This is a genomic window from Cryptocyanus atlanticus LEGE 06306 (genome assembly GCF_056633155.1).
Genome location: NZ_JBSJOZ010000004.1, coordinates 121,904 through 143,824, shown reverse-complemented (window position 1 = coordinate 143,824; position 21,921 = coordinate 121,904). Strand labels below are relative to the sequence as shown.

The window sequence follows — 21,921 nt, the reverse complement described above, 5'->3', positions numbered from 1 at the left end:
CGGGGCCAGCCCTGGGGATGCGGCTCAGAAGCCTCTCACCGAGATCGAGCCATGCACGCTGCACTGGCAGGCCAGCCGGGCCTGGGGGTCGCCGTCGGCGAGCACATCGAGCAGGATCGCTTCACTCTCCGTGATTGGGGAGAGATGGTCGGCTCCGGCGGTGATCCTCACCAGGCAGGTGCCGCAGGAGGCGGAACGGCAGCCCAGCAGCACGGGGGTGTTGCATTCATCGCAGATCTCCATGAAGGGGCGACCGGCGTTGGTGGTGATCACCTGGCCGGTGTCTTCAAAGCTGAGGGTGATGGGTGTGGTTGCAGTCATGCTGATGGAGTGTTCCCCTCCCGTTCAGGCGAGGATGAAGACGTCGTTGAGAGTCTCGAGAGTGAGGATGTCCCGATAGCGCTGCAGAAGATTGCCGAGATGGGCCTCGTTGTAGCGGAAGCCCATCGCCTCCCTGATGCGCTCAAACTGTTGGGCGACGTAGCGCCAGCGCTTCTGCGTGAGCAGGCCAGCGCCGAAGGGGGGCAGCACATCGCGCCATTCCATCTGCTGCCAGGACGCGAACAGGGCATCGATGTTGACCAGCTTGTCGGCGAACTCCGGGTGACATAGAGCCATGTCCAGAGTCTGTCGGCCGAGACTGATCACGGTGCACAGATCTCCCTGCCTGGATCGTTCCAGCATTTCCGGAAAGTGAAGAAAACTTCCTTTGATGTAATCCTCCATGGCCATCCGGACCAGTTCGCGGATGAATGCCTGGGCTTCTGGGTTGGCCGCTTCATAGAGCGCCAGGCCGATGTCGAATGAGGTGGTGTAGTGGCGGGCCTCGTCGTGGAGGTGACCCTGATTGATCTTGTAGGCCAGGGGTTCGTAGGGAAACTCCTCTGGATTCTCGAACAGGTAGGCCTCGCCCTGCTTGAGCTCCACGTTGGACACGAAGCGGATCAGCAGCCAGAGTCCACCAAGGCCCAGGTCCTGAACGACGGAAGGGCTGAGCAGCCTGGGCGCATCCCCCATCAGGAAGTGCAGGGCCCGGTAGCGGTAGCCACGCCCCTTCTGCTTCATCTCCTCCAGTAACTTCTGAGGCCCTCCCGGCTTGCTGATCAGCTCGAGAACATGGGTGAACTCATCCGTGAGGTTGAATTGGGTGTCAATCGCATCCACATCGGCCTGGGGAATGAATCCCACCTTGCCGCGGAAAAAGCCAGGGGCGTCAAAGGGCTCCTGGGAGCCGGTTTCCCGGCAGACCATGCTGTAGACGGTGCGGAAGGTCCAGATATGGTCCATCTCCTCGCTGGTTTCCTGATGAAGGATCATGTACTCATCGGAATAGGCTTCAAATGACTTGTCCGCAGCGGCCATGTTGGAAATCAGGGTCTGCGATTCGCTGTTGGCCACCAGCTTGTAGAAGTTGACGAAATAACAGGCTGTCAGGATCGCCATCTGGCGAGCGCTCAACGACTTGAGATAGTCACAGCGCCGCAATGGCAAGGGCATGATGCTCGGATTGGCGTAGAGGGCATTGCCCACGATTCCCTGGGTGTTGAGCGAGATCCCCAGGAACTTCAGCTCAAGAGGTTCAGCGTGAGCCTTTTCGAACAGGCGATTCTGAATCGTGGTCAGCCTCGGATCGAGAGAAACGCTGGTTCGGGGGGTGGCCGTGGCTGTCATGGCTGAGCTGTTGTCATGGGCGCTTAATCTTGTATGGGAATTTCTAAAGGGTCCGTTAACCGTGGAGATCGTTCACGCGGCCATCGGCTGAGGGGATCCGTCTTCGCCCCGTCGGATCCTTTGAGACGATGGCTCCACATCGCCCAGGCGCCGCCGTGTCCGAGGTCTCCGCCCCCGCTCTCGCCGAGGGTCTGCCCAAGACCTACGACCCGGCCAGCACCGAAGCCCGCTGGCAGGCCGCCTGGGAAGCCGCCGGCGCCTTCCATCCCGATCCGGAGGCCCCGGGTGAGCCGTTTTCGGTGGTGATTCCCCCGCCGAACGTGACCGGCAGCCTGCACATGGGCCACGGCTTCGAGACGGCCCTGATCGACACGATCGTGCGCTTCCAGCGCCTGCAGGGGAAAAACGTGCTGTGTCTGCCCGGCACGGACCACGCCTCGATCGCGGTGCAGTCGATCCTGGAGAAGCAGATCAAGGCCGAAGGCGGCAGCAAGGACGACCTCGGCCGCGACGCCTTCCTGGAGCGGGCCTGGAGCTGGAAGGCCGAGAGCGGCGGCACGATCGTGGGCCAGCTGCGCCGTCTGGGCTACTCGGTTGACTGGCAGCGGGAGCGCTTCACCCTCGATCCGGGCCTCAACAAAGCGGTGGTGGAGGCCTTCGTGCGCCTGCACGAGCAGGGCCTGATCTACCGGGGCGAATACCTGGTGAACTGGTGCCCGGCCTCGGGATCGGCGGTGAGCGATCTGGAGGTGGAGATGAAGGAGCTCGACGGGCACCTCTGGCACTTCCGCTATCCCCTCAGTGGCGGCGCCGACCATCTGGTGGTGGCCACCACCCGCCCGGAAACGCTGCTGGGCGACACCGGTGTGGCCGTGCACCCCGACGACCCCCGCTACGCCGCCCTGGTGGGCCGCACGATCACCCTGCCGCTGGTGGGGCGCGAGATCCCGGTCGTGGCCGATGCGCACGTCGATCCGGCCTTCGGCACCGGTTGCGTCAAGGTGACCCCCGCCCACGATCCCAACGACTTCGCCATCGGCGCCCGCCACGGCCTGCCGCTGATCACGGTGATGGCCAAGGACGGCAGCATGAACGCCGCCGCGGGCCGCTTCGCCGGGCTGGATCGCTTCGAGGCGCGCCAGGCGGTGGTGGCGGCGATGGAGGCCGAAGGCTTCCTGGTGAAGGTGGAGCCCCACCGCCACAGCGTGCCCTTTTCCGATCGCGGCAAGGTGCCGGTGGAGCCGCTGCTCTCCACCCAGTGGTTCGCAAAGGCCGAACCGCTGGCGGCCCGCTGCCGCGAGGCCCTCGATGGCGGCGCCCCCCGCTTCGTGCCGCAGCGCTGGGAGAAGGTGTACCGCGACTGGCTCACCGACATTCGCGACTGGTGCATCAGCCGCCAGCTCTGGTGGGGCCACCGCATCCCCGCCTGGTTTGTGGTGAGCGAAACCGGCGGGGTGATCACCGAGGCCACGCCCTATGTGGTGGCCCGCGATGACGCCGAGGCGCGCCGAAAGGCCGAGGACCAGTTCGGTGCGGCGTCCCGCGCCGCCGGGCGCCCACTTCAGCTGGAGCAGGACCCCGACGTGCTCGACACCTGGTTCTCCAGCGGCCTCTGGCCCTTCTCAACCCTGGGCTGGCCCGATGAGAACGCCGCCGATCTGGCCGCCTGGTATCCCACCAGCGTGCTGGTGACCGGCTTCGACATCATCTTCTTCTGGGTGGCGCGGATGACGATGCTGGCCGGCGCCTTCACCGGCCGCATGCCCTTCGCCGACGTGATGATCCACGGCCTGGTGCGGGATGAGAACAACCGCAAGATGAGCAAGTCAGCGGGCAACGGCATCGACCCGCTGCCGCTGATCGAGCGCTACGGCGCCGATGCCCTGCGCTTCGCCCTGGTGCGTGAGGTGGCCGGCGCCGGCCAGGACATCCGCCTCGACTACGACCGCGCCAGTGGCAGCTCAGCCACGGTGGAGGCGGCCCGCAACTTCGCCAACAAGCTCTGGAACGCCACCCGCTTTGCCCTGATGAACCTGGGCGGCGAAACGCCCAAGAGCCTGGGTGCGCCCGATCCGGCCCAGCTCAAGCTGGCCGACCGCTGGATTCTGTCGCGGCTGGCGCGGGTGAACCGCGACACGGCCGAGCGCTACGGCAGCTACGGCCTCGGTGAGGCCGCCAAGGGGCTGTATGAGTTCGCCTGGAATGAGGTGTGCGACTGGACGATCGAGCTGCTCAAGCGGCGTCTCAATCCCCGCCCCGCCAGCGAAGGCGAACCCCTCTCCGCTGAGGCCCTGGCCGATCAGCGGCTGGCCCGGCAGGTGCTGGCCAAGGTGCTCAGTGACCTGCTGGTGCTGCTGCATCCGCTGATGCCGCACCTGAGCGAGGAGCTCTGGCATGGCCTCACCGGTGAGCCTGAGGGCACGTTTCTGGCCTTGCAGGCCTGGCCTGCGGTGGAGGAGGACGCCCTGGATCAGGCGCTGGAGGATCAGTTCGCCGAGTTGATCGAGGCGATCCGGGTGGTGCGCAACCTGCGGGCCGTGGCGGGGCTGAAGCCCTCCCAGAGCGCGCCGGTGGTGTTCCTCACCGGCCGGAGCGAACTGGCGGCGGTGCTGCGGGAGACCACGGGCGACATCACCGCCCTCACCCGCGCCGCCTCGGTGGAGGTGCGCGATCCGGGCGGTGCCGCAGGCGATTCAGCCGAAGCCCAGGCGGCGGTGCCTCAACGCTGCCTGGCGGCGGTGAGCGGGGAACTGCAGGTGCTGCTGCCGATCGAGGGCCTGGTGGATCTGGCCGCCCTGCGCGGCCGCCTGGAGAAGGACATCGCCAAGGCCGAGAAGGAGATCAAGGGCCTGGCCGGCCGCCTCGCCAACCCCAACTTCGCCGGCAAGGCGCCGCCGGAGGTGGTGGCCGAGTGCCGGGCCAACCTGGCTGAAGCCGAGGCCCAGGCGGCGCTGGCGCGGGGACGGCTGGAGGGGTTGGAGTGAAGCCGTGATCTGAGCGCACTCCTCGGCCAGGTCCTATCGGCCCCTGACGGTGCCCAGAGGCGCCACGATCCGGCTCCCAGCACCAGCCAGGCAGCGGTCTGCTCCCCCCTGGTGATCAGAGCCGGCCCTGCAGATGGGCCGCCAACTGCTGAATGAACTCCTCGGTCTTTCTTGGCCTGTAGGCCCGCTCGACGTGCACGGCCTGCACCGGGAAGCTCTGCAGGGGGTGGGCGGGCAGCAGGCGGCGAACCTCGCCCCGGCCCAGGGCTTCGCGGAACACCCAGGCGGGCCCGAGGTGAACGCCCAGGCCATCCTGCACCAACTGACGGATGGCGTTGACGCTGTTCACGGTGATGTTGCTGCGCATCCGGGTGTGGGAAAACCTGCGGCCATCGGCAAACACAACGTCGCTTCTGGCCTGAACGGGGGAATAGAGGATGAAGTTGTGCTCGCTGAGGTCGTCGGGATCTTCGGGGGCGCCATGGCGTTTCAGGTAGCTGTCGCTGGCCACAAGCACGCGGGGAACCTCGCCGATCGGCCTGGCAATCAGACTTGAGGTCGGCATCGATCCAATGCGGACGGCCACATCGATGTTGTCTTCCACCAGATTGGCGAAGTGGCTGCTGAACAGCAGCTCCACAGAGAGCTCCGGCGCCCGTTGCAGCATCTCGTGGACGACGGGAACCACGAATTCAGCGCCGAAATCCACCGGCGCGCTCACCCTGAGCGTGCCCCTGAGCAGCTCAACACCGCTGGTGAGTTCCTCCTCCAGGGCAATCTCTTCATCCAGCAGTTGGCGCAGGCCTTCGTAGTAGCGCTCCCCGAGGTTGGTGGGCCGGGTGTGGCGCGTGGAGCGGTGCAGCAGTTTCACCTTGAGGCGTTTCTCGAGGGCCGCCATCTTGCGGCTGAGCGAGGAGGGCTCCAGATGCAGCTGTTCGGCCGCCTGCTTGAAGCTGCCCGCCTCGACGATCTGAAGGAAGAGCTGCTGCAGGCTGTGCATGCTTCTTGCACTCAGCGCAATTTGTAAATGACATTCTCCCCACTACCCACATTCCTGTCAACTAACTAGGTTGGCGTCGTCAGCGAAATCGCCATGTCCAGTTGTGATCTCAAGAACGCCGTCGTGCTGATCGCCGGTGGCGCCAAGAACTTAGGAGGCTTACTCAGCCGCGACTTCGCCAGCCGTGGGGCCAACATTGTGGTGCATTACCACAGCCAGGCGGCTCAACAGCAGGCCGAAGCCACCGTGCAGGCCGTTCAGGATCTGGGCCGTGAGGCCTTCGCCATCCAGGCCGATCTCACAGCAGCAGCGACGGTTCAGCGGGTGTTCGGGCAGGCCAGGGATCGCTTTGGCGGTGTGGATGTGGCGGTGAACACCGCGGGCATGGTGCTGCGCAAACCGATCGTGGACACCACCGAGGCGGACTACGACACGATGTTCGACATCAACGCCAAGGCCGCGTACTTCTTCATCAAGGAAGCCGGACGCCAGCTCAACGACAACGGCAAGATCATCACGATCGTGACCTCGCTGCTGGCGGCCTTCACCGACGGGTACGCCACCTACGCAGGCAGCAAATCGCCGGTCGAGCACTTCACCCGAGCCGCGGCCAAGGAATTTGCCGCCCGCGGCATCTCGGTCACGGCGGTGGGCCCCGGACCCATGGACACACCCTTCTTCTATGGTCAGGAAACGCCCGAACGGGTGGGATTCCACAAGTCCCAGGCGATGGGAAATCAACTCACCCAGATCGAAGACATTGCCCCGATCGTGCGCTTCCTGGTTACCGAGGGCTGGTGGATCACCGGCCAGACCATCTTCGCCAACGGCGGCTACACCACCCGTTGAGGATTCATCCCATGCGTCAGCAGTTCTGGAGCGTCTGGCCGGCAACCCTGGCCGGCACGCTCGTCTTCGCCGCCATCCCCCAATGTGGCCGCGCCCAACCACCTGCGGCCGAGCCTGGTGCTGCCCCCGGGGCTCCACTGGCCCAGGCGCTCCCCTCGGATCCAGGGGCGGTGGTGCGTCAGTTGCTGGAAGCGATGACCAGCAACGATCCCGCACGGATCCGCGCCCTGTTCGCCGCCAACGCCTCCCAGGCCTACGGCACTGGGCCGGCCAAATCAGGCGAGGCCTTTTTCCGCTGGCTCGACAGTGACATCATCGAGCGGGGCGGACGGGTGGACGACCCGCAGCTGGTGGTCACGGGCAACACCGTGGAGGTGACCGGCCAGTACACCAGCAGGGGGTATACGAGCCGGGCCGACTTCCTGTTCCGCGTCGACGATGGGCGCATCGTCAGTTGGCGCATGCGCTACTGATTCCAGTCGTGCTGGATGTGGGGGCTCGCTTGCCCTCCAGGGGGCCCCGCCCCTCAGGGCAGCGCGCATTCCAACCCGCCTTGGATGCCATCAGCGACGGGCCACCCAGATCGTGCCCATGCCCAAGCCCGTGATGGCGGCGGCGCTGTTCCTCAACGGCTCCTTCCTGCTCGTGGGGGGCAGGGAGATCGCCTTCCGCCGGCCGGTGGCGATCCGCGAAACCTCCACTATCGGCATCTCCCTCATCCTGGCGGTGGGCCGCCGCTGCTCCAGGCCGCTGGATCTGAGCCAGAACGACAAACCGGCCACCACCCAGCGGCTGGGCCAGTTCCTGCGGGCCCGCACAGGGCCTGGACACTGCCGGCCGAGGACGCGGAGCGCATCCGGTGCAGCCTGGAGGATCACCACCCAGTTGACCAGCGCCATGGTGACGGCCGTCTGTGGGGATGGGGGCCAGGCCACCGTTGGGGGGCAGAACGGGCCAGGCTGGATCCAGCCTCCCCACGGCTTTGGACCCCAACCCCTGGCTCGAGGCCTGGCTGCCGGCCCTGCGCTCCCCCGCCGGAGCCGCGGCCTTCGTGCCGCTCTACGCCCTCTGGGTGACCCTGCTGCTGCCCGGGGTCTGGGCCTCCATGCTGGCCGGCGCGCTCTACGGCACCGTCCTGGGCAGCCTGATCGTGCTCCTGGGGGCGTCGCTGGGGGCCATCGGCGGCTTCTTGCTCGCCCGCCACCGGCTGCGCGACTGGATCCGCCGCCGGCTGCAGAGCTTTCCGACGCTGCTGGCGATCGAGCGGGCGGTGAGCCGGGAGGGCCTGAAGCTGGTGTTGCTCACCCGCCTCTCCCCGGTCTTCCCGTTCAGCCTGCTCAACCTCGCCTACGGGCTCAGTGAGGTGAGTTTTCGGGATTACACGATCGGGCTGGTGGCGATCCTGCCCGGCACGGTGCTGTTCTGCGCGCTGGGGGAGCTGGCCGGCGATGTGGCCCGCTTCGGCGAGGTGCTCCACGGCGACGCCGACTCCGGCACCTGGGCCCTACGGGCCCTCGGTCTGGTTGCCACGGTCGGGTCGATCTGGGTGGCAGGCCGGGCGGCACGCCGGGCCCTCGAGCGGCTGGATCGGGGCTGAGCCCGGGGCTGCGGTGGCCGGGATCACCTCGGCCGGTGCTCCCGGGCAGCCGCCCGGGTGGCGCCGGTGCCGGGAGCGGCTGGCTTAACTCCCCCGTAATGCCCCGTTAACGACGGCTCCGGTGTCCCCGCAGGACAGTGCTGCCGACTTCTGTCTCCCCCTCGGAATGGTCTCCGTTGCCGCCGCGGTTCCTGCCCTCCCCGAGTTCGCCAGGCCCCTGGCCAGCCTGCTGGCCGAACGCTTCCACGCTCCGGCTCCCGTCCCTGAGCCGGAGGAGCCCCAGGACCCGGAGCTGGCCAACCTGAACCTCACCCCGGAGGGGGAGGATCCCACCGAGGAGCAGTTCCAGAGCGAAATCTCCGATTACGTGGCGATCGGGGACAGCCTCTTCATCATCTCCAGCGGTGGTGGCTCCACCCTCCAGATCACCGATGCCACCGATCCCAGTGAGCCCGAACTGGTCGAACGGGTCACGATCGAGGTCGATGGGGAGCCCTACACCACCCAGTCGGTGGCCACCCACGACAACCTGGTTGCTGTTGCCCTCTCACCGGCCGACTACAACACCACCCCGGCCCCGGGCGTGGTGCGGTTCTACGAGATGCAGCCCGACGGCACGCTCACCTTCCTGCACGACGAACCCGTCGGCTATCTGCCCGACAGCATCGCCTTCACCGACGACGGCTCCCAGCTGGTGATCGCCAACGAAGGGCAGCCCAACTGGGGAGAGGAAGGCCCTCCCAACGACGATGGCCCCACCTTCCCAGACGCCTATACCGTGGATCCCGAGGGGTCGATCGGCATCATCGACCTCTCCGCCGAGCTCAATCCGCCGATCGCCGAGCTGGTGGCCGGCCTGCTGCCGGATCGGCTCCAGATGCTCGCCGCCGACCTGCTCGGGCCCCTCACCGAGCGGCTGCTGGAGTCGCGATTCGCCGACCGGATCGCATCCAGCTTCCCCCAGCTTCTGGAACCCTCCTACGCCTATACGGAGCTCGGCTTCGAGGATGTGGAGATCCCCTCCGACATCCGGATCAGCGGACCCGCTGGCACCACCGCTGCCCAGGACATCGAGCCCGAGTACGTGACCATCGAGGGGGACGTGGCCTACGTGACCCTGCAGGAGAACAACGGCATCGCCGTGGTCGATCTGACCACCCGGACGATCGAGGGGGTCTATGGCCTCGGCACCCTCGACTACTCCGAGGTCGCCGTGGACCTCACCGATCGGCCCAGCGGCACCTTCCAGCCCCTGCTGGGGCAGGACTACGAGGGGTTGCGCATGCCCGATGGCGCCGATGCCTTTGAGACCGGAGGGGGCACCTACGTGATCACCGCCAACGAGGGCGATGCCCGCGTCTACGCGGACAACGACAACGCCGTGTATGTGGATGAGGAGCGCAATCCTCGGGTGAAGACCATCGTCGACGACGTGGGGGTGAGCGACACCACGACGAACACGGCCTTCGGCAGCCGCAGCGTCAGCATCTTCGACACCGCCAGCGGCGAGCTCGTCTGGGACAGCGGTAACAGCCTTCAGACGATTGCGGTGGCCTCGGGCACCTACAGCGATTCCCGCAGCGACGACAAGGGCGTGGAGCCTGAATCGGTCGTGGTGGCGGAGATCGATGGCCGCTCCTACGCCATCGTCGGCTTGGAACGGGGCACCGCCAGCACCCTGGCGGTGTTCGATGTGACCGACCCCGCCAACACCGTCTACGTCACCCACACGGTGCTGGAGGAGAGCATCTCTCCGGAGGGCCTGCTGCTGGTGCCGGCCGAGGACAGCCCCACCGGCAGCACCCTGCTGGTGGTCTCGAACGAAGTCAGCAACACCCTGGATTTCATCGACCTTGAGGCCCTGATCGAGACCCCGGGACCCGGCAGCGCCGGAAGCTACGAGCCCACCATGCTCCAGGACGTGGAGGGCGGCCCCGAGCTGGACATCACCAGCCTGATCACCACAGGCGAATTCACCAACGGCAGTGAGCCCGGCAGCAGCGTGTATGCCCCCACGGGCATCTTCGATGGCATGGGGGCCTACGACAACGGCGATGGCACCTACACCCTGCTGGTGAACAGCGAGATCAGCGCCGGCCTGGGCTATCCCTACCTGCTGAATGGCGAGGCGGTGACGGGGGCCCGGATCCACAAGCTGGTCATCGACAAGGACATCGATGACGACCCGAGCAATGGCTTCCAGTCCGAGGTGATCTCCGGCGGCCTGGCCTACGACACGGTGGTGGGCAGCGACACCGACGGCTTCGATCGCTTCTGCTCGGCCAACCTGGTGGAGGCGCACAGTTTCGGTGAGGGGATCGGCTTCGAGGACCGCCTCTATCTGGTCGGAGAGGAGACCTCGGCCAACGGCGGCGGCGCCATGTATGCCCTCGATGAGGCCAACGGCACCCTGTATGAAGTGGAAGGGGTGGGCCGGGGAGCCTGGGAGTCGGCCACCCTGGTCGATACCGGCAGCCCCGACACCGTGGGGATGCTGCTCTTCGATGATGGCTCCGCCGCCCCGACCGCCGGCTCCCCCCTCTATCTCTGGGTCGGCACCAAGGAGCCGGACAGCGACGATGTCCTGCGGCGCAACGGTCTGGACTCCGACCAGGGTTCCCTTTACGTCTGGACGGCCACGTCGGTCGAGAACACCCCGGCGGGACTGAACGGGGTCGAGCTCGGCACCCCCGTCTCCGGCGGCTGGCAGCTGGTCGGCACCGGGGAGGAGGTGGCCTCTGGGGCCTACCGGCCGGAGCCCGGGCCCGGCGAGCCTCCCCTGGCTCCCCCCACCGCCGAGGAGCAGCGGGACTACTCCCTCGACACCCTGGGAGCCATGCAGTTCCTGCGGATCGAGGACGGCGATGTGAATCCCGCCGATGGCTCCCAGGTGGCCTTCAACACCACCGGTGGCGCCTACTCCGGCCAGACGGACAACGGCGATTATTACGGCAACGTCTACACGCTGGATTTCAGCAGCAGCTTCGATCCCGACGGCCAGCTCGCCCCGAGCGGGAGCACCACGCTCCGGGTCGTCGTGGATGCCGATCGACTCGGGGAGGAGGCGATCACGGGGGTGCGCAACCCGGACAACATCGCCTGGAGTGGCGACGGCTATCTCTACGTTCAGGAGGACAAGTCGACGCTCAACGGCACCGAACCCGGCCAGTTCGGCCCCGAGGAAGCTTCCATCTGGCGGGTGGACCCGGTCACCGGGGAAACCGAACGCTGGGCCCAGATCGATCGCAGCTCCGTACCCTCCGAGTACGGCCAGACCGATTCCAGCCCGGAGGTGGTCGGCACTTGGGAATCCTCCGGCATCATCGATGTCTCCTCGATCTACGGCGAGGATCCCGGCAGCGTGTTCCTCTCCACCGTGCAGGCCCACAGCCTGACCGATGGGAACCTGGAGGGCGGCACCTACCTGGTGGAAGGGGGCCAGATCAATCTGATCCAGGAGGACAGCTGGAGCTGATCGCCTCCAGCAGCGTCCGCAGGCCCTCCTCGTCGATCACGGCGACCCCGAGGGCCTCGGCCTTGCTGAGTTTGCTGCCGGCCTGTTCCCCGGCCACCACATAGCTCGTCTTCCGGCTCACGGAGCCGCTCACCGTGCCGCCGGCCGCCTCGATCAGGGCCTGGGCCTGGCTGCGGCTCAGCGTGGGCAGGGTGCCGGTGAGCACGAAGGTCTGTCCCGCCAGGGCCGCACTCCCCCCGCCGGTGTCCCCCCCGTCCCCGGCCGTCCCGCCCTCGTCGGAGGCCAGGGACAGGCCCAGCGCCTCCAGCTCCGCCAGCAGGGCCCGGTTGGCCGGTGTGGCGAACCACTGGTTCAGGGACTGGGCGATCTGGCCCCCGATGCCGAACACGGCTTCGACCGCCTCGGGCCGCTCCGCAGCGGCGGCGCCAAGCGCGGCGGCGGAGGGAAAGGCCCGGGCCAGCGCCCGGGCGTTGACCACTCCCACGTGGCGGATGCCCAGGCCGTGGAGCTGCCGCTGCCAGGGCTGCCGCTTCGAGGCCGCCAGGGCCCCCACCAGATTGGCCGCCGAGGTCTCCCCCATCCGCTCCAGGCTGGCCAGCAGGGCGGCGTCGAGGCGGTAGAGGTCGGCGATCGAGCCCACCAGGCCCCGGTCCACCAACTGCTCGATCAGCTTGCTGCCCAGCCCATCCACATCCAGGGCGCCCTGGCTCACCCAGTGGCGCAGGGCGCCGCGCAGGATCGCCGGGCAGCTGCTGTTGACGCAGCGCGTCGCCGCTTCTCCCTCCTCCCGCACCAGGGCCGAGCCGCACTCAGGGCAGGTGGACGGGAGCTGGAGGGGCCGGGCCCCGGGGGGGCGCAATTCGAGCAGCACCCGCACCACCTCGGGAATGATCTCGCCGGCCTTGCGCACCACGATCGTGTCGCCGGTGTGGAGATCCAACTCGGCCAGCCGGTCGGCGTTGTGGAGTGTGGCCCGGCTCACGCTGGTGCCGGCCAGGGGCACGGGGTCGAACTCAGCCACCGGCGTGATCGCGCCGGTGCGGCCCACCTGGGCCACCAGGCGCAGCAGCCGGCTGGGCGCTTCCTCGGGGGGGTACTTGAGGGCGATCGCCCAGCGCGGCGCTTTCTGGGTGAAGCCGGCGTCGGCCTGCAGGCGCAGGTCGTCGAGTTTGACCACCACACCGTCGGTGGCGTAGGGGAGTTGCCGCCGCCGCTCCTCCCAGCCGCGGAAGAACCCCTCCACCGCGGCCAGATCGGGGCAGAGGGCGGCGTTGGGATTGACCCGGAAGCCGGCGGCCGCCAGCCAGCGCAAGTTGTCCCACTGGCTGCGGGGACGGCCGGGATCGGCCCCGCCCGCCGCCGGAGCCCAGTCGTCGGGCAGGTGCAGGGTGTAGGCGAAGAACTCCAGCCGCCGCCCCGCCACCACGGCCGGATCCAGCTGGCGCAGGGTGCCGGCGCAGGCGTTGCGGGGGTTGGCGAACAGGGGGTCCTCGCGGCTGGCGCGCTCGGCGTTGATCGCGGCGAAGGTGGCATCCGGGATCAGCGCCTCTCCCCGCACCTCCACCCAGGCGGGCGGATCCTCCAGCTGCAGGCGCAGGGGCACGCTCTGGATCGTGCGCACGTTGGCGGTGATCTCCTCGCCGGATTCCCCGTCGCCCCGGGTGGCCGCCCGCACCAACAGGCCCTGCTCATAGCTCAGGGCCAGGGCGTTGCCATCGATCTTGAGCTCGCACACCATCGGCAGGCCCGCTCCCGTGCCGCTGGTCGCTTCGGAGTCCGGGGGCCGGTCGAGCACCTTCAGCAGCCGCCCGTACCAGGCCTCCAGCTCCTCGGTGCTGAAGGCGTTCTCGAGGCTGAGCAGGCCGATGCGATGCCGCACCGCCTGGAATCCCTCCGACGGAGCTCCGCCCACCCGCCGGGTGGGGCTGTCGGGGCGGATCAGCTCCGGATGGCGCCGCTCCAGCGCCTCCAGCTCGCGGAAGAGGCGGTCATAGACCGCGTCCTCCATCACCGGGGCATCCAGCACGTAGTAGGCGTGGGCGGCGCGGTTGAGCAGCCCACGGAGTTCCCCGGCGCGGTCCCGGTCGGTGTCGCTCGGGGGCATGGCGGCCGGAGACGGCATGGCGGGGCTGGGGCGGCTGGGGAGCGGCGGTGGGCCGCTCAGGCCGCCGCCAGCTTCTGGATCCGGTCCACCCGCCAGGCCTGCTCCACCTTCACGAAGGTGAAATCGAGGGGCAGTTCGTCCTTCGCCTCCGACTTCAGCTTCACGGTGAGGATGATCTGCCCCTCCTGCAGCCGGGGCCGGCCCGATTTGAGGTTGCGGTACCGGTTGAGCTGGAGCCCGGCCAGGAAGCGGATGAACTGCTGACGGTTCACGTGGGAGCGGTAGTTCTTGGTGGTGAGCAGATAGGCGCCGTCGATCTGGCCCGAGGCCACCTGGGTGAAGAACTGCTTGAGCAGCGGATTGATGCCGCGGGCGCTGATCACCAGCCGCACGGCCGTGTAGGTCCAGTAGAGGAGCAGCGCCCCGGCCCCGGCCAGCAGGGCCTTGGTGCCGATCGTTTGGGCCAGACCCCAGTCCATTGTCCGCAGGCGCACGTTCCGACGCCGAGTCTGACCGACGACCCCTCCCGTGCGGGCGCCGGACTGTCCAGACTGGGCACGACGTCGGCCCGAAGCCCCGCGGCATGCCCCTCGAGCCCCTGCTGCCCCTGTTCCATCGTCTCAACCGGGAGCACTTCGACGGCACCCTGGCCCCGGCCGGCCGGCCGCTGGTGGAGGTGCGCTGGAGTGATGGCCGCATGAGCCGCACCGCCGGTCTCTACCGCCGCGGTCGTCGCCCCGATGGCCATCCCCTCTGCGAGATCGTGCTCTCACGGCCGGTGCTGACGCCTCTGCCCGCCAGCGCCCTGCTCGGCACGCTCTGCCACGAGATGATCCACGCCTGGATCGATCGGGTGCTGCAGGTCCGGGAGGTGCACGGTCCCCATTTTCAGGCCCGTATGGCCCGCATCAACGCGTCCCAGCGGGCGTTCCAGGTGAGCTTGCGCCACCGTTTCCCCCTGCCCCTGCCCCTGGCCCGTCCCCGCTGGATCGCCCGCTGTCCGTGCTGCGGTGTCCGTGCGCCCTACCGGCGCAGGGTGCGGGGGGTGGCCTGTCGGCTCTGCTGCGACCGGCTCCATGGCGGCCAGTGGCACCCCGACTGCCAGCTGGTGTTCGAGCCCGGTGCGGCCTAGGGTCGGCCTCGTCGGACGAGGCCCGTGGATCTCTTTCTCTGGGTGCTGCAGGGCGGTGGCCTGGCGATCGCCCTGGTGGGGATGGGCCGGGAGCGTTGGTTGCGGGGCCGCCGGCGGCAGCTGGCGGCCGGAGCGCTGGGACCCGGCCGTTAACGTCGAAGCCGAAGGGCGGCTTGGGCCGAGCGGAACAGGACCATGAACGGGTCGGGCGAACCTGCGCGAAGAGGCCGACGCCGCCCGGGCGGCTCCCTGGACCAGTGGATGGCGGCGGGACGCCAGTTGGTGGATGGGGTGGCCGGCGCCCGGCCGGGGTCGCGGGGTCAGGGCCGCTCCGGCTCCGCCCGTGAGGGGATGCGGACCGGCCTGGATGGGCTGGGCCGCTGGGTGGAGAACCGCGTCGACTGGTTCCTGGAAGGGGAGGACGACTGGTCCGAACCCTGGCAGGAGCGGCCGGCGCCCCGGGAGAGCTGGCCGTCGGAGCCGCCCCTGCCGGCCCCCGCCATGGAGCCCCCGCCCCGGTCTCCGGCTCAGCCCCAGACCGGGTCGGACCCCTGGCGTCCGCCGGAGCCGCGTCGCTCCAGGGTCCTGGATGACGCCCGGCCGGCGGATCGCCCGCAGCGGCCCAAGCGCTCCCTCGATGCGATCTCGCGCCGCACGGCTCCCCTGCTGCCCCCGGTCACGGAGCCTCCCCCCACCGGCCCCGGTCCGGCCCGGCCCCTGCCCCGCTCCAGCCGCCGACCGCGGGGTGGCGACGGCTGTGGGCAGGCCGTGTGACGGGGGGAGCCGACCCTGGCTGGACCTGCCACTAGGTTTGGGGTCCCCTAGCCATCCAGGCGATCCAGTCCATGAGCAACCTCATCGTGGTGGGCTTCCCCAAAGCCGAAGAGGCGGCGCAGGTGCGCCGGGAACTCGTTGACATCCAGCAGGAGCACCTCATCTCGCTGGAGGATGCGGTGGTGGTGGAGCGTGACGCCGAAGGCCAGGTGCATCTGCGCCAGGCGATCAATCTGGCCACCGCCGGGGCCCTCGGAGGGGGCTTCTGGGGGTCGCTGGTGGGTCTGCTGTTCCTCAATCCCCTGCTCGGGGCCGCCGTGGGAGCCGGGGTGGGGGCCGCCTCCGGCGCCCTCAGTGATCTGGGCATCAACGATGCCTTTCTGCGGGAGGTGGGCGAAACGCTGCCGAAGGCCAGCGCCGCCCTCTGCCTTCTGGTGCGCGACGCCACACCCGATCGGGTGATCGAGCGGCTGCGCAGCCATGCCCCCCACGCCAAGCTGCTGCGCACCAGCCTCAGCCACACTGATGAGGAGAAGCTGCGGGAGCTGCTCGATCTCAGCTGCAAACAGGCGGAAGCCCTGAGGCTGGGCTGATCCCTGTGCCGCCCAGGCCCCCGGCCGGGGTGTCGGGCAGCCCGGGGACGGCGTTCGGTGGGCGTCTCCGCTTCAGTGGCTGCCGCCCCGGCCGCTGTGGCCGGCTTTGCCGTGGCCATGGCCACCGGAGCGTTTGGCGGCGGCCGGACGCCTCTGGCCCGAGCGGGCCGGCGCCTGGGTGGGGCAGGGGGCGACCTGAAAATCCCAGCCCTTGTCCTGCAGCTGGCGGTTCACGGCCCCCACCAGCTCCTGGGGCAGGTCTTCAGCCATCTGTTCCGCCGAGGTGATGATCGACGGGGAGCCCTGTTTGAGTTCCCAGAGCAGTTCGGCCCACTGTTCCACCAGGGTGCGCTCGGAGCTGTCCCCGGCGCGGCCCTCGGAGAGAAGCACCAGGCCCTGGCCCTCCAGAGCGCGCTGACAGCCGCTCCGCTGCCAGACCGTGGCGCGGGCTCGGTGCAGACCGGAGCCGGGCTGGGCCAGGCCGAGGCGCAGGGCCTGATCGGTGGGTTGTCCGCCCGGTTCCCGCAGGCCGGCCTGGATCAGCAGACGACCGCAGGAGACCGCCGAGATGCCGAACAGGCGGCCGAGATCGGTGAGGGACAGCCAGGGCTGGGTAGGGCTGATGGACGGAGCCATGCGGAAGGACGCCAGCGGCGTCGGACGATGCGTTCAGTGCAGCCATGCTCTCTCAATCAGGCGCTACCGCAAGTTGTCAAGTGGAAACCGGCACAGGGGGCCAGCTCGTCAGGAATCGTCATGCCGTTGGCTGGGTCCGAGCCAGCGTTCCAGGGCCGGGGAGAACACTTCCCGGATCACGGTGAGTTCCCGGCCGCTGCGGAAGAAGCGGTAGTGGCGGCTCCAGAAGGGTCCTGGCTGGCCGAACTCCCGCTCCAGCCAGGGGGCCTTCACCTGGGCCAGGCCGTCCACCTCCCGGAACAGTTCGGCCCGCTCCGCGGTCAGACTGCGCCAGATCGGCTGGCTCCGGTCCCGCAGGTGGCGGTCGGCCTCGGCCTGGTTCCACCAGCTCTCGGCCCAGGCCAGGGCCTGCCCCCGGCAGCGCAGCCAGACCTGGCGCCGCAGGAGGGGGGGCTCCAGGTCCGCCACCTCCGGGGGGCGCAGGGCGTCGGCTCCGGGATCGGGGGCCATGGCGATCAGATCGATCGTCACCGGCGCTCCGGTGAGCAGGTGCAGGTGCCGTGTCGGGCTGCCGTCACCCAGCAGCAGCAACATCCAGGCGCCGCTCAGCTGGTGGGGAGCGCGGGCCTGCTGCACGGCCGCGCAGGGGGCCTGCCAGATCGGCGCCGGTGAGGTGAGCAGGGCCGACCCGTCCGTGGGCCCGGCGGGCCCGGTGGCCGCATGGACCGTGATGGTGCCCGCCATCGGGGTGCCCCAGGGGCGTTCAGGCTAAGCAGCTCAGCGCCGCCGGCGCTTGGGGCCGGGCGTCGGGGGGACTGGGCCCCGGGGCCCAGCAGTCGGCTCAGAAGCCACCGCTGATGCTGACCCGGCGCTGTTGGCCATCCCGTTCGATCACCACCGAATCCCCGGACGTGGAATGGAGCCGCCAGCCGGTGCCCCCGATCGTCTCCCCGACGGTGGCGTTGGTGGAGCTGCCCCCCATCTGGAAGATGGCCGACCCGCTCTGGCCCCTGGCCTGGACCACCCCGACCAGCATGGGCAGATCGCCGCCGCCGCCGGCCCCCAGCGCCGGTTCGGGTGGAGGTGCGGCCACCCCCAAGACGGAGGGCGTTCCATGGGCGGGGGGGGTGGGACCGGTCTCCCCCACCCAGCTGCCGAGTGCCGGGGCTCCGGCGGTGATCGTGCCGGTCACGGGCACGCTCAGGGGAGGCGCCCCCGGGCCGTTGAAGGCTCCGGCCTGCAACGGCCCCAGGTCCACCAGGCCCCCCGGGCCCGGCGGCGGCGCCTCGCCGGGCCCCGCCCCCGTCGTTGCCGGGTCGGCGGTGCCGGTGTCCCCGTTGATCGGACCCAGTGCCTTCAGCCGTTCGAGCAACTGGAGACTGCGCTCCTGACGCAGGGCCAGATCGGCCTGGTTCCAGCCTCTCCAGAGCAGCAGGCTGGCCGTGGTGCCCGCCAGGGAGATCAGCACCAGCAGCAGCAGCAGCAGCGGCCGGTTCGCCCCCGGGGGCCGGACCACCCCGCTCTGCCGGGAGGGAGGGACCGGTGGGGGCGGCGGCGGTGGGATCGAGCTGGGAGGCAGGCGGAACGGGGCCTCCCGCACGATCACATCGATCGGCCCCTGGGGGTCGACGGCGGGGAGGACCCTTCCCGCCTCCTGAGGGGGCATCAGCCGGGAGAACACCCGGTCCATCACCTGCTCCGCCCTGAGATCCCAGACCGCCCGGGCGAAGGAGATCGAGCGCGCACGGACCATGGCCTGGGCCTGGAGTTCAGGCGTCGTGTCGCGCCAGCGTAATCAGGGGCTTCCCGTTTTGGGAGGGCTCGGTGGTGGCGCCCGGTTCGTCACCCTGGCCCTGGGCCCGCTGACGGCAGCGCAGCTCCAGCCAGAGCAGCAGCGCCGTCACGTCGGCCGGACTGACGCCGGGGATCCGGGAGGCCTGCCCCAGGGTGAGAGGCCGCACGGCGGCCAGTTTCTCGCGGGCCTCCCGCGAGAGCGTGCCGATGGCCGCGTAGGCCACGTCGGCGGGAATGGGCCGGTGGCCCTGGCGGCTCACCCGCTCGATCTGCTGCTGCTGGCGCGCCAGGTAGCCGCTGTACTTGACGTCGATCTCGGCGCCCTCGCGCACGTCGAGCGGCAGGGCGGCGTCGGCCAGACCCTGGGCCACCAGATCGGCGCTGTGGACCCCGGATCGGCGCAACAGATCGGCCAGGGTGATTGACCCCCGGATCGGTGCGCCGCTGCGGGCCTCCGCAGCCACCGCCGCAGGATCGCTGGCCTTGAGCCGCACCGTTTCGAGGCGGCGCTTCTCGGCCTCGATCGCCTCCTGCTTGGCCGTGAACAGGGCCCAGCGGCGCCCATCGATCAGGCCGAGGTCATGGCCCAGGGGGGTGAGCCGGCGGTCCGCGTTATCACCCCGCAGCACCAGGCGGTATTCACTGCGGCTGGTCAGCACCCGGTAGGGCTCGCGCAGATCCTTGCTGACCAGATCATCGATCATGGTGCCGATGTAGCTGCCCTCGCGGGGGAACTGGACGGGCTCCTGCCCCCGCAGCAGCCGGGCGGCGTTGAGGCCCGCCACCAGCCCCTGGCCGGCGGCCTCCTCGTAGCCGGTGGTGCCGTTGAGCTGGCCGGCGGTGAACAGCCCCCGCACCCGCTTGGTCATCAGCGAGGGCAGGCACTGGGTGGCGGGGAGGTAGTCGTACTCGACGGCATAGGCCGGCCTCAGCATCACGCAGCGCTCCAGCCCCGGCAGGGTGCGCAGCAGCTCCAGCTGAAGCCGCTCGGGCAGGCCGGTGGAGAAGCCCTGGATGTAGAGCTCGGGGGTGTCGCGGCCCTCCGGTTCCAGGAAGATCTGGTGGCTCTCCTTGTCGGCGAAGCGCACGATCTTGTCTTCGATCGAGGGGCAGTAGCGGGGGCCTTTGCTGTCGATGAAGCCGCCGTAGATCGGCGTGAGATGGAGATGGTCCCGGATCAGTCGGTGGGTGGCCGCGGTGGTGCGGGTGAGGTGGCAGCTCATCGATTCACCGCTCACCCAGGCGGTGGGATCAAAGGAGAAGAAGCGTCCCTCGGCGTCGCTGGGCTGCTCCTCGAGCTGGTCGAGGGCGACGCTGCGGCGATCCACCCGGGCGGGGGTGCCGGTCTTGAGGCGATCGGTGCTGAAGCCGAGGGCGCGCAACGCTTCGGTGAGACCTTCGGCCGGGGCTTCGCCGGCCCGGCCCGCCGGCATCGACCGGTTGCCCACCCAGATGCGGCCCCCCAGAAAGGTGCCGGTGGTGAGGATGACGGCGCCGGCGGCGTAGACGCTGCCGAAGTAGGTGTGCACACCGATGACGCGGGCCTCAGCGGTGGTCTCCGTGCCGGGGGGGCCGGGGTCGCCCTCCACCTCCAGATCGGTGACCATCGCCTCGCGCAGGGCCAGGTTGGGGGTGTGCTGCAGCAGCTGCAGCATCTGGCGCGCGTACTGGCGTTTGTCGGTCTGGGCGCGCAGGGCCCAGACGGCCGGGCCGCGGCTGGCGTTGAGCACCCGTTTCTGCAGGGTCGTGGCGTCGGCCAGACGGCCGATCGCCCCGCCGAGCGCATCCACTTCATGGACCAGCTGGCTCTTGGCCGGGCCCCCCACCGCCGGGTTGCAGGGCTGCCAGGCGATGCGATCGAGGTTGAGGCTGAACAGGGCCGTGGAGACCCCCAGCCGCGCCGCCGTGAGGGCGGCCTCGCAGCCGGCGTGACCGCCGCCGACCACGATCAGCTCGAAGGTTTCGGTGGGCGCGACGCTGAAGGCCATGCCCTCAATGTATGGGGGGACGAGAGCTCAGGGCGCCTGCACCAGGCCATCGCCGCGGTCGAGCACGTCGACACCCGGGGCGAAGCCGGACACGCTGGCCGAAGCCCGCAACCGCGCCTGGACCCCGCCGGCGTTCACGGGGATGCCCTGATCGCGACTGGCCTGCCACCAGAGGGCGGCCACCCCGGCGGCGTGGGGCGTGGCCATGCTGGTGCCGTTGAAGGACACCAGTCCGCCCCCGGAGCGTGCCGAGAGCACGTCCACTCCAGGCCCTGAGAGGGTGGGATTGGTGTTGGAGAACGGGGCCACGCTGTACCCGCCGGGGCCCTCCCCCACCGCCCCCACCGAGATCACCCCCAGGGCCGCCGCCGGCACCGAGGCGGACACTTCGAAGGCGGGGTTCTCGTCACGCCGCGATTCGTTGCCGCTCGCCGCCACCACCACGCTGCCGCCGTTGAACGCCGCCCGGGCCTCGATCATCGCCAGCAGGCGATCGAACATGCGGAGGTTCATGCGGTATCCCTCCAGGGCGGCATCGGCGGCCAGATCGGCGGGCCAGCCCTGGCGGATCAGGCTCTCCACCAGGCCGGGGAAGTCGAAGCCGAGCGACATCGAGATCACCTGGGCGCCGGAGCGGGAAGCCCATTCGATGCCGTTGAAGAGCATCTCGGAGCCGCCCGAGCCGTCGTCGCCGAGCACCTTGCCGATCAGGGCCCGGCCCACCCCGGGGGCCACCCCGATGCGGCGGCCGTCGACAGGGCGTCCGAACACGGTGCCGGCGCAGTGGGTGCCGTGCCCCTGCCGATCACCGTTGCCGGAGCCGCTGAAGTCCTCCTCCTCGAGGGTGACGCCCACAAAGGCGGAATGGCCGGCATCGATGCCGGTGTCCAGGATCGAGACACTGACCCCCTCGCCGTCGTAGCGGCTGGCGTCGGCGCCCACGGCCCGCACCCCCCAGGTGGACCCGGTGCCCGAGTCGCCTGGAGTGCTGACGAGGCGGGGACGGATCAGGCGGGTGGGGATGGAGCGGGCCACACCGAGCACCCCCGGGTCGCGGGAGGCCTCTCGCAGGTCGAGGGCGTCGAGGGCCTCCACCGTGATCGAGGGCTCGGGGGGGAGGCTGGTGGCGGCGCCGGTCCCGAAACTCTCCAGGGCCAGGGAAGGGGCGCCCCAGGGGGTGGCCAATCCGGCGCCCCGGCGGGGTTGATTCAGATCACGAAGTAGAATGAAGTCCTGTGACATACCCATCGGCTTGTACTCGCGACCTTGGCCGTTCTGGTGTTACTCGGCATTAGAAATCCAGTCAAGTTGCCATGATCGACGC

20 protein-coding genes are annotated in these 21,921 nt (G+C 69.4%); 9 read left to right on the top strand and 11 right to left on the bottom strand.

What is annotated here, in order from left to right; all coding sequences use genetic code 11:
- Window positions 1–24 precede the first annotated feature (24 nt).
- Together ACWJI7_RS06350 and ACWJI7_RS06345 are read right to left on the bottom strand one after the other, a co-directional pair.
- Window positions 25–321 (bottom strand): 2Fe-2S iron-sulfur cluster-binding protein, encoded by a 297-nt coding sequence (locus tag ACWJI7_RS06350; protein WP_479936291.1) that lies wholly within the window; start codon window positions 319–321, stop codon window positions 25–27.
- 24 nt (window positions 322–345) lie between these two features.
- Window positions 346–1,671: a hypothetical protein gene (locus tag ACWJI7_RS06345; protein WP_479936290.1), complete on the bottom strand. Its 1,326-nt coding sequence runs from the start codon at window positions 1,669–1,671 to the stop codon at window positions 346–348.
- A gap of 128 nt (window positions 1,672–1,799) precedes the next feature.
- On the opposite strand from ACWJI7_RS06345, the gene ACWJI7_RS06340 reads away from it, so the two are divergent.
- Window positions 1,800–4,655 carry a valine--tRNA ligase gene (locus ACWJI7_RS06340; RefSeq protein WP_479936288.1) on the top strand — a complete coding sequence of 952 codons (2,856 nt, stop codon included), beginning with the start codon at window positions 1,800–1,802 and terminating at the stop codon, window positions 4,653–4,655.
- A gap of 115 nt (window positions 4,656–4,770) precedes the next feature.
- Here the strand turns inward: ACWJI7_RS06340 and ACWJI7_RS06335 are convergent, their stop codons facing one another.
- Entirely contained in the window at window positions 4,771–5,655 is an 885-nt protein-coding gene (locus ACWJI7_RS06335; protein WP_479936287.1) for a LysR family transcriptional regulator, read from the bottom strand.
- 93 nt (window positions 5,656–5,748) lie between these two features.
- On the opposite strand from ACWJI7_RS06335, the gene ACWJI7_RS06330 reads away from it, so the two are divergent.
- Together ACWJI7_RS06330 and ACWJI7_RS06325 are read left to right on the top strand one after the other, a co-directional pair.
- Entirely contained in the window at window positions 5,749–6,504 is a 756-nt protein-coding gene (locus ACWJI7_RS06330; RefSeq protein ID WP_479936285.1) for an SDR family oxidoreductase, read from the top strand.
- 11 nt (window positions 6,505–6,515) lie between these two features.
- A complete protein-coding gene (locus ACWJI7_RS06325; RefSeq protein WP_479936283.1) occupies window positions 6,516–6,977 on the top strand; it encodes a nuclear transport factor 2 family protein in 462 nt (153 codons plus the stop codon).
- A gap of 90 nt (window positions 6,978–7,067) precedes the next feature.
- Here the strand turns inward: ACWJI7_RS06325 and ACWJI7_RS06320 are convergent, their stop codons facing one another.
- Complete coding sequence (locus tag ACWJI7_RS06320; RefSeq protein WP_479936282.1) at window positions 7,068–7,439, bottom strand: hypothetical protein; 372 nt, start codon at window positions 7,437–7,439, stop codon at window positions 7,068–7,070.
- A gap of 47 nt (window positions 7,440–7,486) precedes the next feature.
- Here ACWJI7_RS06320 and ACWJI7_RS06315 point away from each other — a divergent pair, with 47 nt between their 5' ends.
- Window positions 7,487–8,101, top strand: a complete 615-nt coding sequence (locus ACWJI7_RS06315) for a TVP38/TMEM64 family protein (RefSeq protein ID WP_479936280.1) — start codon at window positions 7,487–7,489, stop codon at window positions 8,099–8,101.
- A gap of 166 nt (window positions 8,102–8,267) precedes the next feature.
- A complete protein-coding gene (locus ACWJI7_RS06310) occupies window positions 8,268–11,576 on the top strand; it encodes a choice-of-anchor I domain-containing protein (protein WP_479936278.1) in 3,309 nt (1,102 codons plus the stop codon).
- Here the strand turns inward: ACWJI7_RS06310 and ligA are convergent.
- Together ligA and ACWJI7_RS06300 are read right to left on the bottom strand one after the other, a co-directional pair.
- Window positions 11,545–13,680 carry an NAD-dependent DNA ligase LigA gene (gene ligA / locus ACWJI7_RS06305; protein ID WP_479936465.1) on the bottom strand — a complete coding sequence of 712 codons (2,136 nt, stop codon included), beginning with the start codon at window positions 13,678–13,680 and terminating at the stop codon, window positions 11,545–11,547. The genes ACWJI7_RS06310 and ligA overlap by 32 nt on opposite strands.
- Window positions 13,681–13,736: 56 nt before the next feature.
- On the bottom strand, window positions 13,737–14,159 hold the full coding sequence (locus ACWJI7_RS06300) for a hypothetical protein (RefSeq protein ID WP_479936463.1): 423 nt from the start codon (window positions 14,157–14,159) through the stop codon (window positions 13,737–13,739).
- A gap of 104 nt (window positions 14,160–14,263) precedes the next feature.
- Here ACWJI7_RS06300 and ACWJI7_RS06295 point away from each other — a divergent pair, with 104 nt between their 5' ends.
- From ACWJI7_RS06295 to ACWJI7_RS06280, 4 genes are all read left to right on the top strand, one after another.
- Window positions 14,264–14,812, top strand: coding sequence for a SprT family zinc-dependent metalloprotease (locus ACWJI7_RS06295; RefSeq protein WP_479936277.1), 549 nt, complete (start codon window positions 14,264–14,266; stop codon window positions 14,810–14,812).
- A gap of 24 nt (window positions 14,813–14,836) precedes the next feature.
- Window positions 14,837–14,965 (top strand): hypothetical protein, encoded by a 129-nt coding sequence (locus ACWJI7_RS06290; RefSeq protein WP_479936275.1) that lies wholly within the window; start codon window positions 14,837–14,839, stop codon window positions 14,963–14,965.
- Between the two features lie 108 nt (window positions 14,966–15,073).
- Entirely contained in the window at window positions 15,074–15,586 is a 513-nt protein-coding gene (locus ACWJI7_RS06285) for a hypothetical protein (RefSeq protein ID WP_479936274.1), read from the top strand.
- Between the two features lie 71 nt (window positions 15,587–15,657).
- Window positions 15,658–16,179, top strand: a complete 522-nt coding sequence (locus ACWJI7_RS06280) for a DUF1269 domain-containing protein (RefSeq protein ID WP_479936272.1) — start codon at window positions 15,658–15,660, stop codon at window positions 16,177–16,179.
- Between the two features lie 72 nt (window positions 16,180–16,251).
- On the opposite strand, the gene ACWJI7_RS06275 is transcribed toward ACWJI7_RS06280, so the two are convergent.
- The 5 genes from ACWJI7_RS06275 to ACWJI7_RS06255 form a co-directional block, all read right to left on the bottom strand.
- A complete protein-coding gene (locus tag ACWJI7_RS06275; RefSeq protein WP_479936270.1) occupies window positions 16,252–16,815 on the bottom strand; it encodes a hypothetical protein in 564 nt (187 codons plus the stop codon).
- A 108-nt stretch (window positions 16,816–16,923) separates the two neighbouring features.
- Window positions 16,924–17,496, bottom strand: a complete 573-nt coding sequence (locus ACWJI7_RS06270; RefSeq protein WP_479936461.1) for a chorismate lyase — start codon at window positions 17,494–17,496, stop codon at window positions 16,924–16,926.
- Window positions 17,497–17,656: 160 nt separating this feature from the next.
- On the bottom strand, window positions 17,657–18,568 hold the full coding sequence (locus ACWJI7_RS06265; protein ID WP_479936268.1) for a hypothetical protein: 912 nt from the start codon (window positions 18,566–18,568) through the stop codon (window positions 17,657–17,659).
- Between the two features lie 16 nt (window positions 18,569–18,584).
- On the bottom strand, window positions 18,585–20,597 hold the full coding sequence (gene mnmG, locus ACWJI7_RS06260) for a tRNA uridine-5-carboxymethylaminomethyl(34) synthesis enzyme MnmG (RefSeq protein WP_479936266.1): 2,013 nt from the start codon (window positions 20,595–20,597) through the stop codon (window positions 18,585–18,587).
- A 27-nt stretch (window positions 20,598–20,624) separates the two neighbouring features.
- Complete coding sequence (locus ACWJI7_RS06255; RefSeq protein WP_479936264.1) at window positions 20,625–21,782, bottom strand: S8 family peptidase; 1,158 nt, start codon at window positions 21,780–21,782, stop codon at window positions 20,625–20,627.
- Between the last annotated feature and the right edge of the window lie 139 nt (window positions 21,783–21,921).

Excerpts from the sequence above, each read along its gene's own strand:
- ACWJI7_RS06345 (WP_479936290.1), bottom strand. The coding sequence starts at position 1,671 with ATGACAGCCACGGCCACCCCCCGAACCAGCGTTTCTCTCGATCCGAGG.
- ACWJI7_RS06335 (WP_479936287.1), bottom strand. The coding sequence starts at position 5,655 with ATGCACAGCCTGCAGCAGCTCTTCCTTCAGATCGTCGAGGCGGGCAGC.
- ACWJI7_RS06310 (WP_479936278.1), top strand. The coding sequence starts at position 8,268 with ATGGTCTCCGTTGCCGCCGCGGTTCCTGCCCTCCCCGAGTTCGCCAGG.
- ACWJI7_RS06295 (WP_479936277.1), top strand. The coding sequence starts at position 14,264 with ATGCCCCTCGAGCCCCTGCTGCCCCTGTTCCATCGTCTCAACCGGGAG.
- ACWJI7_RS06265 (WP_479936268.1), bottom strand. The coding sequence starts at position 18,568 with ATGGTCCGTGCGCGCTCGATCTCCTTCGCCCGGGCGGTCTGGGATCTC.
- ACWJI7_RS06330 (WP_479936285.1), top strand. The coding sequence starts at position 5,749 with ATGTCCAGTTGTGATCTCAAGAACGCCGTCGTGCTGATCGCCGGTGGC.
- ACWJI7_RS06275 (WP_479936270.1), bottom strand. The coding sequence starts at position 16,815 with ATGGCTCCGTCCATCAGCCCTACCCAGCCCTGGCTGTCCCTCACCGAT.
- ACWJI7_RS06350 (WP_479936291.1), bottom strand. The coding sequence starts at position 321 with ATGACTGCAACCACACCCATCACCCTCAGCTTTGAAGACACCGGCCAG.
- ACWJI7_RS06285 (WP_479936274.1), top strand. The coding sequence starts at position 15,074 with ATGGCGGCGGGACGCCAGTTGGTGGATGGGGTGGCCGGCGCCCGGCCG.
- ACWJI7_RS06340 (WP_479936288.1), top strand. The coding sequence starts at position 1,800 with ATGGCTCCACATCGCCCAGGCGCCGCCGTGTCCGAGGTCTCCGCCCCC.
- mnmG (WP_479936266.1), bottom strand. The coding sequence starts at position 20,597 with ATGGCCTTCAGCGTCGCGCCCACCGAAACCTTCGAGCTGATCGTGGTC.
- ACWJI7_RS06300 (WP_479936463.1), bottom strand. The coding sequence starts at position 14,159 with ATGGACTGGGGTCTGGCCCAAACGATCGGCACCAAGGCCCTGCTGGCC.
- ACWJI7_RS06280 (WP_479936272.1), top strand. The coding sequence starts at position 15,658 with ATGAGCAACCTCATCGTGGTGGGCTTCCCCAAAGCCGAAGAGGCGGCG.
- ligA (WP_479936465.1), bottom strand. The coding sequence starts at position 13,680 with ATGCCCCCGAGCGACACCGACCGGGACCGCGCCGGGGAACTCCGTGGG.
- ACWJI7_RS06325 (WP_479936283.1), top strand. The coding sequence starts at position 6,516 with ATGCGTCAGCAGTTCTGGAGCGTCTGGCCGGCAACCCTGGCCGGCACG.